The sequence below is a fragment of the Niabella soli DSM 19437 genome (assembly GCF_000243115.2).
In the GTDB taxonomy this organism is placed as follows: Bacteria; Bacteroidota; Bacteroidia; order Chitinophagales; family Chitinophagaceae; genus Niabella; species Niabella soli.
The window spans coordinates 1,500,267-1,513,870 of record NZ_CP007035.1; the positions used below are offsets into that span (position 1 = coordinate 1,500,267).

Sequence of the window (13,604 nt, forward strand, 5' to 3'; positions counted from 1 at the left end):
TTTGTAAAGCAGAAATTTTCGAATAGCCAATCCGGTCTTAAAAAAACCCGGCAACACTCACCTTGCCGGCAACAGACAATCAACCCTCTTCACTTTGTTATCTACCTAAAGTTACAAAAAAAGGATGCTGACTAAATCAGCATCCATAAAAAATAAATATTATATAATACGTTTTGCTTTTTATTTAAGCGCGGCGAGGGCCTTCTTAATCCGCTCCCAGCCTTGTTCTATCTTTTCCAGGCTGTTTGCAAAAGAGAAACGCACCCCGTTGGGCTCTCCAAATGCCGCGCCCATTACGGAAGAAACATGTGCTTTGTTCAATAAATACATACAAAGATCTGCGGAGTTGGCAATCGTAGTTTCCCCATCCGATTTACCGTAATAATAGCTCATATCCGGGAAAATATAAAAAGCGCCATCCGGCTCGGTACAACTGATGCCGGGAATGTCTTTTATCAGTTCCATTACGCGCTGCTTTCTCCGGGTGAATTCTTTTGTCATTTCCACAGACGGAGCAAGATCCTGTGTAAGCGCCGCCACCGTTGCTTTTTGAGCAATGGTATTGGTACCGCTGGTCATTTGCCCCTGCAATTTTTCCATTCCCTTTGCTATTTCAACCGTTGAGGCGGTATAACCGATCCGCCAGCCGGTCATCGCAAATCCTTTCGCCAACCCGTTAACAAGGATCACCCGGTCTTTTATTGCATCAAACTGGGCGATACTTTCGTGTTTGCCTACGTAGTTGATATACTCATAGATCTCGTCAGAAATGATATAAATATTCGGGTGCTTTTTGAATACTTCCACCAGGCCTGCCAGTTCTTCTTTACTGTAAACGGCCCCGGATGGATTGCAGGGAGAAGAGAACAGGAATGCTTTTGTATTAGGAGTGATCGCTTTTTCCAGCTCATCCGGCGTGATCTTCAATTTATTCTCGACCGTGCTGCGGATCTCCACCACTTTGCCCCTCGCGATTTTTACCAGTTCGGAATAAGTTACCCAGTAAGGAGTAGGGATAATTACCTCCTCTCCTTCGTCCACCAGGGCCAGGATCACGTTTGCAAGGCTTTGTTTAGCTCCGGTTGAGATAACGATCTGTTCGGGTTTATAATCCAGGTTATTATCTCTTTTCAGCTTTGCACAAACCGCTTCACGGGCATCCAGGAATCCCGGTACGGGAGAATAGTGGCTCCAGTTGTCGTTAATTGCTTTTATTGCCGCGTCCTTTATATGTTGCGGAGTATCAAAGTCCGGTTCGCCAAGACTTAAATCGATCACATCAATACCCTGGGCCCTCAATTCCCGGCCCAGTTTGGCCATTTTTAAGGTTTCTGGTTCGCTAAAACGTTGTAAAAGAGAAGATAACGCCATTTTCTTTTTTTAAAGATTTATTTTTTAAAACAATTCCCGCCCGTAAAATGTATCCGGGCAGACCCGCCCCATGGATCGGGCAGGCAAATTTACGGTATGCAAAGACAGTTTCGAAATGAAAAGGCGGAAAAATCGAAATATTCTATAAAAACCCGCTATCATTAGAAATTTATCAGTAGAAAAACCGTGCATAAAACGAAAATCAATTTAACCCTATATACCTTATATTTGCAGCCTTTAAAATCCTAGAGGACAAAGATTAAATAACAAAAACGTATGCAACTTAAAGGACTGGTTAGATTTTTTACAATCTTACTTATTATCTATTCACTCTACCAGCTATCATTTACATGGTTTGTTCGCAATCACGAAAAGAAACTGGAGACGATTGCCAACCGGTATGTAAATACCAATTACGCAACTGCTGCCCAAAAGTATCCTTCCAACAAAGATTCGCAGGAAGTATACCAGGAAAAACTGAACCACATTTATAACGATCGCTTAACCCGCCTGAAGGATAGCACCAAAGACGAAACCATTACCTATGGTATCACCGGTGCTATCAGCTATCAGAAAGCAAAGGAAGAAGAACTGAACCTGGGTCTGGATCTGCAGGGGGGTATGAACGTAACACTTGAAGTGGAAATGTCGGGCCTGTTAAAAACACTGGCCAATAACTCCAACGATCCTAATTTTCTGAAAGCCCTGGAAAACGCAGACAAGCGCCGGGCCAACAGCAATGCCAACTTTATTAACCTGTTTGTTGAAGAGTTCAAAAAATTGAGCCCCAGCACCCCATTGGCGGCTGTTTTTGCAACGGCCAATCATGAAAGTATTAAGGTTACGGATAGCGATGATAAAGTGGTCCGTTTTCTGCAGGAGCAGGCAAGAGCAGCCTTCGACAATACTGCCAAGCTGATCACTACCCGTATCGATAAATTCGGTGTGGCGCAACCCAGCATCAACCCCGACCCGGTAAAGCAGATCATTAATGTGGAATTACCCGGTGTGCAGGATAAAGAAAGGGTTCGCAAGAACCTGCAGGCTTCCGCCAATCTCCAGTTCTGGGAAGTGTATAATATTTCAGAATTATGGCCTAACCTGCAAAAAGCCGATGAGCTTTTCTTTGCACAGAATTCCGGCAAAGCGGCAACCGACAGTACTGCGAAAACAGATTCCGCTGCCACTCAGCACGCTGGTGCTGATTCAGCAAAAGCTTTGGCAAGTGATACTTCCAAAAAACTGGAAGACCAGTTAAAACAATTAGCAACCGCTGATAAGAATGCAAATAAACCGGCAGCAGCAACCACTAACCAGGAAGCCGAAGCCAAGAAACACCTGTGGGGCTGGCTGTTACCGGCAATGGACCAACAGGGCCGCCTGGCCGACATGGGGCTGATTGGGCAGGTGAACATTAAAGATACTGCCGCCGTAAGAGAGATCCTCGAAAGCGCGGCATTAAAAGCCCAATTCCCTTCAGAAGTAGCCTGGATGTACGGTATCCCCGAGCGCGTAGGCACCGGCAATAAAAAAAGTAATATGGTGGCGCTGTATGCCATCAAAACTTATGGAAAAGACAAGGCCAAACTGGAAGGCGAGCATGTTACGAACGCCGGGTATGATTTTGACCAGACCGGTAAAACAAATGTTTCCCTGGAAATGGACGCCCTCGGTAGCCGTATCTGGGCAGACATGACAAGGGCGAATATCAAAAAACATATTGCCATTGTGGTGGATAACCAGGTGTACTCAGCACCGGTAGTAAATGATGCCATTGAAGGAGGCCGTTCCAGTATCTCCGGGAATTTCACCCAGGAAGAGGCAAAGGATCTGGCCAATATCCTGAAGATCGGTAAACTGCCCGCTCCTGCCAAGATCGTTTCCGATGAAACCGTTGGGCCTACATTGGGACAAGCGGCTATTAAGGGCGGACTGATGTCCTTTACCCTTTCATTCATCGTAATCTTTATCCTGATGCTGATTTACTATAACACCAGCGGATGGATTGCCAATATTGCGCTGATCCTTAACCTGCTGTTTACCGTTGGAGTACTGGCCGGCTTGGGGGCCACACTTACTGCACCGGGTATTGCCGGTTTGGTGCTGACCATTGGTATGGCAGTGGATAGTAATGTAATCATCTACGAACGTATTAAAGAAGAGTTGACAAAAGGCAAAGGATATATTACCGCCATCAATGAGGGGTACAGCCGTTCGCTTGCGCCGGTACTGGATGGGCACGTTACCACGTTAATTACGGCATTCATCCTGTATTATTTTGGATTAGGTCCTGTAAAAGGATTTGCAACCACTCAGATCCTGGGTCTGCTGCTCTCCTTGTTCTGTGGAATTTTGGTGAGCCGCTGGGTGACCGACTGGTTTACTAACAAAAACCATCACCTGAAATACTTCACCAGCCTTAGCCGCAGTATCTTCAAACACAGCGCTTTTAAATTTATCGAGTTCAGAAAAGTAGCTTATGCCATTTCTGTGGTGATCCTGCTGCTTTCGGTAGGTACCATCTTCCACGGATTTGACTATGGCGTTGAATTTGATGGGGGCCGCTCCTACCGTGTTGATTTTGGTAAAAAGGTAAACGTAGAACAGTTGCGCGATGACCTGAAGAAAACCTTTGACAATGAGAATCCAAGCATTAAAACGGTTGGTGATGAAAGTGCCCTGGATATCACCACCTCTTACCTCATCAAAGACCCCAATAGTCAACGGGCCGATTCTATTGTAGTGCAAAAACTATACAACGGGTTGAAAGCCTATCTACCGGCCGGCACCAGTTTTGCGCAATTCGACAACCAGTATAAATTAAGCTCAAAAATTGTACTGCCCACGATATCCGACGACCTGAAGAAGGGTGCCGTGCGAGCTACAATTCTTGCGCTGATCGCGATCTTCCTGTACATCTTCCTGCGGTTCCGCGACTGGCGGTATTCCCTTGGAACGATCTTCTCCCTGTTGCACGATGCGTTGGTGGTATTGATCGTATTCTCCTATTTCAGGGATCATGTACCCTTCCCGCTGGAAATTGACCAGCATTTTATTGCGGCGATACTAACGGTGATCGGTTTCTCTATGAACGATACGGTGGTAGTATTTGACCGTATACGGGAAGACGGACGATTGTACCCCGGCCTGGATCAGAAGCAGTTGGTGAACAAAGCGATCAATGATACGTTAAGCCGAACCATTATGACCTCCCTTACCGTATTCATTACAGTATTGATCCTGTTTATATTCGGGGGCGAAGCCGTAAGAGGATTTGCCTTCGCCATGCTGATCGGTGTGGTAACCGGTGTATATTCCTCCATCTTTGTTGCGGCGCCGGTTCTGGTTGACCTGAAAGGCGGCTTAAAAAGAAACAAGCATAAAGCCGTAACTGCCAAGGTTCGCCCGGAGCATAACTAAATATAAATTCTTACATATTTTGCAAAGAAAGCTGTCTCTTAAAAGGCAGCTTTTTTTTATTGCCCTTTCATAATTATCATATATTATATTTGCCCAACACGATTGATAAAATCTTTTATATGAAATATCTTCTTTCAGCACTGCTCACAATTTTATCGTTTATGGGGAACGCCCAGTCCGGCAAAGGGTTCCGGCTGGTCGCCGAGCCTGCAAAAAAACAGGTGAACGTATTGTACGATGGTAAACTACTGACGGCTTATTGTTATACTGATAGTATTGCCAAGCCCTTTTTATATCCGGTGAATACACTCAACCATATTACCGTTACCCGGGGCTTTCCGGTAAAATACATTCCTGGTGAAAGTACCGATCATCCGCACCATGTGGGCATCTGGTTAAATTATGAATCCGTAAACGGCATCGATTTCTGGAATAATTCATCCGCTATTCCTGCCAGTAAAAAAGACCATTATGGTACGATTATTCACAACCAGATCATCAGCCAGTCTGCCGCACAGAATAAGGCGCAATTACAGGTAACCGCTACCTGGGTCAATCATTCCGGCGAACAATTTCTTAAGGAAGCCACCACCTATTATTTCGAAGTGCAAAACGGTGTTTTTCTTATCACCCGCTCCACCACCTTAACGGCGCTGAATAAGCCCGTTGTTTTTAAAGACGTAAAGGACGGGTTCTTTGCCATCAGGGTAGCCAAGGAGTTGGAAATGCCCGCTACGGAAACCAAAACATTTACAGACAACCAGGGAAATGTTACCAGGGTTGCGGCCTCCGGGAAGAATGTGGCTACGGGGATGTATTATGCCTCCAATGGATTAAAAGGTGATGCAGTATGGAGCAGCCAGGGTACCTGGGCGATGCTGAAAGGCGTTAAAGACGGCTCCCCTATTACCATAGCGCTATTGGATCATCCTTCCAATACCGGCTACCCCACCTACTGGCATGCCCGCGGTTATGGCCTGTTTGCCCTGAACCCTTTGGGAAGATCTGTTTTCAGCAATGGAAAAGATTCGCTGAACCTGACGATGCAGCCGGGGGAAAGCAAAAAATTCATCTATCGGATCCTGATCGCCGGAAAAGATTTAAATGAGACCGAAGTAAAAAAATCAGCCGATGCTTTTGCTAAAAGCCGCTTTTAATTCCTGGGATGCTGTTATAGTAATAAATGCTCAACGCCATCGCGATAGAATTATCGGAACACGAATACGCGCCGTTGGCACATTGGATTCGTGACTATTCCCACAGCTAACGCTGCGGGCTATGTACATTATGCCCTCCGGGCACTTTAGCACCAACTACGGAAAGATCAGTTGTGTCCACACGATAGGCCACGGCGGGGAACATAGCTAATGTATTTTTATGGCCCCTTCTATCTATAAAATTCTATGTGCCTATCCGCTGTGCGGGACAAGTTATGGTTAAACATTTCGTTGTATCCTTAAATCATCCTGCAACGCAGAACGATGGAACGGTGCCCGCCTCTGGAGGATTCGTGGCAGCTTTTAATCTTATGTGTCTTCACTGTCTATCCATTAAGGAAGACCGTTAATTTTACATTCAGTTTTCAACATTTATTATTTCACTTCGTTTTCTTGGCTTTGGAAACAATTTGTTCGGATTGCGGTTCTTTCTTTTTCTCTTTCTTTTTTGGGTAGGTTCCATTGAAAGAGCACTGCAGCGCGCCCATTCTTGAGCCACAGCCCTCTACTTCCTGGAGCGACACATTATTATCCTCAAAAATAAATTTCAAAACACAGGGATCGCCGCCCTGCCGGTATTCTGCTGTTGTAGGACTGGTGAAGCGAGCTTCCCCTTTTAACTCCCCAATACATTCCTTGTTATTCTTTTCAAGATGGATAAAGAAATAAAAGCGGCCCTCCCTTTTACTGTCCCGTATCGCAATCAGGTTCATTTTTCCTTCTCCGTAATCACCGGAATATTTTTCCTTTCGCGCCAGCGTGTCAATCGGGTTCATAAGATCGGTAGCGCCATCACCCAGGCTGTCTGTCATGATCAGTATAAATTTCCTGGCAGCCTTATTAAACACATAAACATCATTGCCTGTAATTTCAATACCATTGGGTAATTGCTGGCGCACACTTTTACTGATATTCAAACGCGGGTCAATCGTCACCGTAATGGACACATCTGTATTTTTGGTGATCCTCATTACCGGCAATCCGGCTATAAATTTCTTTTCTTTATCATAGGCTGTAAGCAGCAGGCTTTTTTGTGTATTGGTGATACCGCGCGACAGCAGGTAAAAATCACCGTTGCCCGCTTCGATCGTTCCCACAGGATAAAATTTAGGGCGGCCGTTTTTGCCAAATACTTCCGTTGTCAGTGAGTCCGGCACAAACTGGCTGAAAACCACCGGGGCGATCAGCAGCGAATCATTTTCTTTTCCAGGAAACGAAGAGTCCGAATAAGAAAACGGCAGCGTCAGTTTGGGATAAGCAGCCATAAACTCTTCCATATTCACCTTATCATCCCCTGCCATACTTTTCTTCTTTTTCCCACCGCACGCCAATGTAAACAAGATTGTAATCAGCAACACGCCATATAAAGGTCTGTTCATATCCAACAATTATATAACAAAATAACTAAAATCCCCGATCATCGCCGTAAAAATACAGGGACGGACGCATAAATTTAAAAGATTGCCACAAATACCCGCCTGAACGGACGAGCAGGCCCAAATGAATCAACTGTTGTCCCTGAATAGATTAATCATTTTGTTCGTGTACTCTGTACAACAAAACCGTTGAAATTAATTTTTTTGGCCCGCAGATTACGCATCCCGATAAATCGGGAGCCAACGGCGCGGCGCGGATTACCCTTCATTCTTCGGCGATATTCTGCGGGAGACCTTTGACCCGCTGATCTGCAGGGATCATTTTCGTTGTATCCTTAAATCATCCTGCAACGCAGAACGATGGAACGGTGCCCGCCTCTGGAGGATTCGTGGCTTAGCCAACTTATTCGCTCGCCCTGCGTAAAATAAGTTTTCACAGATGATCATAATTATTTAGATTTGTCTAAATTTTTATTTAGATGACATTAAATATAACCTCCACGGAGCAAAACTATATAAAAGCCATCTACCACCTGGAGCGGAACGGGCGGCCTGTAAATACCAATGACCTTGCTACGCAACTCGCCACTACCCCCGCTTCCGTCACCGACATGATCAAAAAGTTAAAACAAAAAAAGCTGATCAACTACAAAGCCTATTATGGTTGTACCCTAACGGAAAGCGGCCGGAAACAATCGCTGCTCATCATCAGAAGGCACCGGCTATGGGAATATTTCCTTTCAAAAAAATTGGGATTTAACTGGGACGCCATCCATGAAATTGCGGAGGAACTGGAGCATGTGAGCAATACCGAGCTCATCAATAAGCTGGACGCCTTCCTGGGCTATCCCGAAGTGGACCCGCACGGCGACCCCATCCCCGATGCAAACGGGAACATCGCAACAACGGAGCACACTGTCCTGGGCGGCGGCAGTTTAGGCAAGCGTTATGTGGTGGCGCAAATCGGGAGCCAGTTACCCGCAGTACTGGAACTATTAGACCAGAAGCACATCAAAATAGGGACGGTTATAGAAATAAAAAAACGTTTCGATTTCGACCAGTCGCTTGAAATAAAAACAGGCAACAAGCAACTCACACAGATCTCAAAAGAATTAGCGCAACATATTTTAGTAAAAGAACATGAATAAGCAGCATTCCGACCTCTCATTGAGTGAAGTACACGAATCAGTTGACACCACCGGCAAACCGCGGTGGCGGCGCATCCTGGCCTTCTTTGGCCCGGCCTACCTGGTAAGCGTGGGCTACATGGATCCGGGCAACTGGGCCACCGACCTGGCCGGGGGCAGCCAGTTTGGTTACAGTCTTTTGTGGGTGTTACTTTTAAGTAACCTTATGGCCCTGCTCTTGCAAAACCTGTCGTCCAGGTTGGGCATCGTGCGTCATAAAGACCTGGCCCAGGCCAACAGGGAGGCCTATCCAAAGGGTGTTAATTTTATTTTATACCTGCTGGCAGAGATCGCCATAGCGGCAACGGACCTGGCAGAAGTAATAGGCATGGCCATCGGCTTGCAATTATTATTTGAGCTGCCGCTGATGTACGGCGTGCTGGTAACTGTATTGGATACGTTCCTTTTGATGTTCCTGCAGCGCTTTGGTATGCGCAAACTGGAAGCCTTCGTAATCGGGCTGATCTTTATCATTGCCGTATCTTTTCTCATACAACTGCTCGTTGCCCAGCCGGATCTTAAAGAAGTCGCTTCCGGCTTTGTACCGCGGCTGCAGAACGATACCGCGCTTTATATTGCCATTGGCATTATCGGCGCCACGGTAATGCCACATAACCTGTACCTGCATTCAGCATTAGTACAAACAAGGAAATTCAAAAACACGGAAGATGGTATCAAAAAAGCGTTAAAATACAATTTATGGGATAGCACAGTGGCATTGAATATGGCCTTCCTCGTTAACGCTGCTATTCTTGTTTTAGCCGCAACGGTCTTTTTTAAAACGGGCCGCACCGATGTTGCCGAAATTAAACAGGCTTATGAATTATTACCCAGTCACCTGGGCAGCACTGTGGCATCAAAACTTTTTGCAATTGCCCTGATCGCCGCCGGGCAAAGCAGTACGGTAACCGGCACGCTGGCGGGGCAAATCATTATGGAAGGCTACCTGAAATTGCGCATCAACCCATTGGTACGCCGCCTGCTGACGCGCCTGATCGCTATTGTACCCGCTGTTTTAGTGCTGGCGCTTTATGGAGAAGAGGAAGTGAACCAGTTGCTCATTTTCAGCCAGGTAGTGCTGAGCCTGCAACTGGGCTTTGCCATTATTCCGCTGATCCACTTTGTAAGTGATAAAAAAACCATGGGAACCTTCGCCATCCGCACCTTTACCAAAGTCATTGCCTGGCTGATCACGGTTACATTAATCTATCTAAACGGCCGGATGGTAGTAGAACAGCTTCGCAGTTTCTTTGCCTCCTCCTCATCGTTAGGGTGGAAAGCAGGCATTATTCTGGGTGTTTCAGGTGTTGTATTTTTATTGGTATACACTATAGTTTATCCTTTCACCAAAACAGCCAAAAGGGCCAGCTCTTCGCCCGTGCACCCGGAACCGGCGCCGCTGGAGCTCCCCGGCAACCTGCAATCATTTCCCATAATTGCCGTGGCGGTCGATTTCGGGAAAAACGACAGCCGCCTTATCGGACAGGCGCTTAAACAAGGAACTACCGATACAAAATTTGTTTTAATACATGTAGTGGAAAGTGTTGCAGCCCGGTTTATCAATAAAGAAATAAAAGATGAAGAATCCAAAACAGATAAAATATATCTTGATAACTATGCCCGGCAGATGAAGCAAAAGGGATTTAAAGTAGCCTGGGAACTGGGCTATGGCATTCCATCAAGAGAGATCCCCCGGATCGTAAAAAGCCAGGAAGCGGACCTCCTGGTTATGGGCGCCCATGGCCACAAAGGATTAAAAGATTTTATTTATGGCAGCACCATCAATAATGTGCGGCATAATGTGCAGATCCCGATACTGATCGTTAATAATGACCAGAACGTTTTTTAAAAAATCATTCCCGTAAAAAATAAGCGCAGTGAGAACTGTCCAACAATCAGAAAACAGTGTTCTCAACTTTTCTCTTCGTTTAGGCTTTGAGGCCGCTTTTCCACTTGAGTTTTCATGTGCGTGGCCGGTCAAACGGCCGGAGGCGTTCGTTTGACCCTGACCTTTTTGCTCTGCTTTTGGTCCCGAATGCTTTCGGGAAAAAAGCAGAAAAATATAAAAAAGAATATTTTTGTATCCACACGGTAAGGCAACCATCGGAATGACAGTACTCCGGAAACATTCCGGATGGTCGCTTGCGGACATTCAGCCGATATTACAAAAACGGAGATTGGAGCAATATCAGTGCGACACTTTTATATACCCCCAGCCTTCCCGCTGTTTTGATATAATTTCATAAATGCCATCCGGTACCATTTGCACGCCGGAAATTAATGAGGAACCCTCCATGTTGTTTCTCTTTAATGTTTGCTGGCAAACTTTAAACGATATACCTTTTTCATTTGCCAGTTCACCGACTTCTGTTTCCTGTTGTGATTTTCCCTTAACCACCAGATCCAGCCCCTGGCCATAGATCACAACTTCTAATTGCGCAGCCGGGTTTGCTTTTTTGATCAGGGCAAGTTCACGAATGATTGCCCGTTGATTAATGGTATCCTTATTTGAAAAGTCGAATACCACATTATAGTTTTTATATTGTGCCTGCATTGATCCGGAGAGCATCAATAGCGACATGAGTAAAAGTGCTGCTTTCATTGTAACTCTTTTTTAGATGAATGATTTCTTTTTCCGCGTCAATTGAATAGGGCCAAAGGGTCCGTATTTATGTTGTTGTTCCGAAAAGCTGTCAGCGTAGGGCCCAAAAGGATAGTCAACAGGTTTACCGGCAATATCGGGCCAGTCTTCTTTAAATACTTTTACGGGGCGGGGCTGTGCATTAATGAATGCCGCTACATCCCAGGCCTCTTCATCCGTAAGCCGGCGAATGGTGGCAGACGCATCGAAGGGCATATTTTCCCGCACATATCCCGCAAGCCTCGTAAGCCGGTATAATCCGGCAGCAGTAGTGTAACTGTGTTTTCCCCATAGCGGCGGATAGAGATACCCGCTGCCATCTGCATTGCTAACACCTTCCCCTTCCGGACCGTGGCAGCGCCGGCAATGCTGTGCATATATGTTTTCGCCCCTTCCAGGATCAGCGGCTCTTTGCATAAAAGCAGGGGTTTTTATGCCGGAACCTTTGGGTACAACTCCCTTCGGCACTTCTTTTCCCACCCAATTAATATAAGCAACGATGGCTTGCATTTCATGACTATCAGTGTCCAACGCAAATCCGTTCAGGCTGCGCTGAAAGCAGTCATTTACACGCTTGTAACTATTCTCTTCAGTTCCGCTTCTTTCACGAAATTTTGGATAGGTTGAAGCTACTGCACTGTAATTATTTCCCCATTGCTTTGTGCCTGCATTTAAATGACAGTTTTGGCAATTCATCCCATTCGTAACAGCGGCTATTTTCCCTTTCGGCCCCAGGTATAAGGAGGTGTGCGCAATCAAATCTTTTCCGTAGCGGACCAACGCATCTTTTTCGCTAAACGAAAGCTGCATCGTATCCGGCGGTTGCCAGGTAAATTCCTTCTTGTTGTTGCTCCGCCCCCCCGCCCCGCCTTGTTTCTTATATGGGACGATCCGGATCGCCATTATGACGGCAATGACCAGTACAACGGCACCTGGCCCCTTCATTTTTTTAAACGGGAACATGGTTTCTATACAGCGTCATTACCCGGCAAAGCAATATGCACAACCGTGCTCCTGTGCGCGACCAACGGCCCACACTCCTGACGGAACGAGTTGCACCTCAGGCAGCAAGCCGCTTTTCCAATCGTTCAACACCTCCTCGGCATTTAGCTTCATGGCATCTGCAACTCCCGCGCTGAAAACCGTCATAGCAGCCTGGCAAACACAAAACAGCACGCCCTCGCTTTGCAACTGATCAATACCAATTTCCACTTCACCAAACCCCGGAACTTTATAAGCGCCTTTGGCGGGTTTCCAGAACGGATTCCGGACAGATGGCTTACCTGTAGCGGGGTCATCGGCCTTGAACACTTCACCTAGCTTGTACTTGCTCCACAACCTGTCTTCAAAAGCATAGCCAATACCGGTATGACGCAGGATAACCACCACGCCATTGTCCTTAGCAGGTGTTCCTGTGGCGTCATTAGTTAATAAAAAAACTTTGGGCCATGCGAAAGGGAAAATTTCGTGCGGCTGCGTCACGTCAAATACAATGCGGTGTTTCCCTTTGATATTGTTAAACCATTGATCCGGATCGGGACCGTCAGAAAATACCGGATTTGCTTTAAGTTGTTGTAGAGGAGCTGCAAGGCCGGCCATGCTCAAGGTTGCCATACCAGTTGTTATGGTTCCCAAAAATGACCGCCGATTCGTTGTTAATTGCGACGACCTTTCCATAAAAAAAATTTACCTAAAAGTAAAGTAGATTAACCGGGCAAGACAATCCCTTATTTGAGGTATTTTTTTCAGAAAATTAATGTCTTATTTGTTGAACAAAATTATCAAATACATTAAGCTGCCCCTTAAGGCTTACAAATACGATCACAAATACGATCCCGAAAATCGCGCCCCATAAGTGGGCGCCGTGATTAATACGCCCGCCGCCCTGACGGTTGAGATAGGCCGATATCAAAAGATAGATACCCCCAAACATCCATCCCGGGATATCGATAGGAATAAAAAAGAAACGCAGCGGCATCGTTGGGTACAGAATGATACTTGCAAAAATAACAGAGGATACGGCCCCTGAAGCCCCCAGGCTGCGGAACTGGTAGTCATCGCGGTGCTTATAATAATCCGGTATGCTGGATATCAGCAGGCCCCCCACATATAAAACAATATAATAGATCGCTCCGTCTGCACCAAAGACCACAGGGCTGGAAAAGAACATTTCGAGCAGGCCGCCAAAAGAATAGAAGGTGAGCATATTAAAGGCCAGGTGCATCAGATCTGCATGGATCAGCCCGTGCGTAATAAACCGGTAGTACTGGTGGTTCTTTGAAATGGCCGGACCAAAGAAGATCAGTTCATCAATAACTTTGGCGCTGCTGAACCCCCATACGGAAACCGCCACGGTAATAACAGTAATAATTAAAGTAATGCTTAATTCCAT

At 46.1% G+C, this 13,604-nt stretch carries 10 protein-coding genes; 4 read left to right on the forward strand and 6 right to left on the reverse strand.

Features of this window, described 5'->3' with window-relative positions:
* Positions 1–180: 180 nt before the first annotated feature.
* The gene (locus NIASO_RS06425) at positions 181–1,371 is read right to left on the reverse strand and encodes a pyridoxal phosphate-dependent aminotransferase (RefSeq protein WP_008585072.1); all 1,191 of its coding nucleotides are present in this window, start codon (positions 1,369–1,371) and stop codon (positions 181–183) included.
* 276 nt (positions 1,372–1,647) lie between these two features.
* Here NIASO_RS06425 and secDF point away from each other — a divergent pair, with 276 nt between their 5' ends.
* Positions 1,648–4,791: a protein translocase subunit SecDF gene (gene secDF, locus NIASO_RS06430; RefSeq protein WP_008585070.1), complete on the forward strand. Its 3,144-nt coding sequence runs from the start codon at positions 1,648–1,650 to the stop codon at positions 4,789–4,791.
* A gap of 119 nt (positions 4,792–4,910) precedes the next feature.
* Positions 4,911–5,948, forward strand: coding sequence for a DUF6807 domain-containing protein (locus NIASO_RS06435; RefSeq protein WP_008585067.1), 1,038 nt, complete (start codon positions 4,911–4,913; stop codon positions 5,946–5,948).
* A gap of 440 nt (positions 5,949–6,388) precedes the next feature.
* On the opposite strand, the gene NIASO_RS06440 is transcribed toward NIASO_RS06435, so the two are convergent.
* Positions 6,389–7,387, reverse strand: a complete 999-nt coding sequence (locus NIASO_RS06440; RefSeq protein ID WP_008585063.1) for a hypothetical protein — start codon at positions 7,385–7,387, stop codon at positions 6,389–6,391.
* 476 nt (positions 7,388–7,863) lie between these two features.
* Between NIASO_RS06440 and NIASO_RS06445 the strand changes: the two genes are divergently transcribed.
* On the forward strand, positions 7,864–8,532 hold the full coding sequence (locus tag NIASO_RS06445; RefSeq protein ID WP_008585061.1) for a metal-dependent transcriptional regulator: 669 nt from the start codon (positions 7,864–7,866) through the stop codon (positions 8,530–8,532).
* Positions 8,525–10,420: an Nramp family divalent metal transporter gene (locus NIASO_RS06450; RefSeq protein ID WP_008585058.1), complete on the forward strand. Its 1,896-nt coding sequence runs from the start codon at positions 8,525–8,527 to the stop codon at positions 10,418–10,420. Before NIASO_RS06445 ends, NIASO_RS06450 begins: the two co-directional genes overlap by 8 nt.
* A gap of 339 nt (positions 10,421–10,759) precedes the next feature.
* Here the strand turns inward: NIASO_RS06450 and NIASO_RS06455 are convergent, their stop codons facing one another.
* The 4 genes from NIASO_RS06455 to NIASO_RS06470 form a co-directional block, all read right to left on the reverse strand.
* Complete coding sequence (locus NIASO_RS06455; protein ID WP_008585056.1) at positions 10,760–11,173, reverse strand: DsrE family protein; 414 nt, start codon at positions 11,171–11,173, stop codon at positions 10,760–10,762.
* 12 nt (positions 11,174–11,185) lie between these two features.
* Positions 11,186–12,157 carry a c-type cytochrome gene (locus NIASO_RS06460; protein ID WP_008585054.1) on the reverse strand — a complete coding sequence of 324 codons (972 nt, stop codon included), beginning with the start codon at positions 12,155–12,157 and terminating at the stop codon, positions 11,186–11,188.
* Positions 12,158–12,193: 36 nt separating this feature from the next.
* A complete protein-coding gene (locus NIASO_RS06465; RefSeq protein WP_245605235.1) occupies positions 12,194–12,826 on the reverse strand; it encodes a hypothetical protein in 633 nt (210 codons plus the stop codon).
* Between the two features lie 139 nt (positions 12,827–12,965).
* Entirely contained in the window at positions 12,966–13,604 is a 639-nt protein-coding gene (locus tag NIASO_RS06470; RefSeq protein ID WP_008585050.1) for a rhomboid family intramembrane serine protease, read from the reverse strand.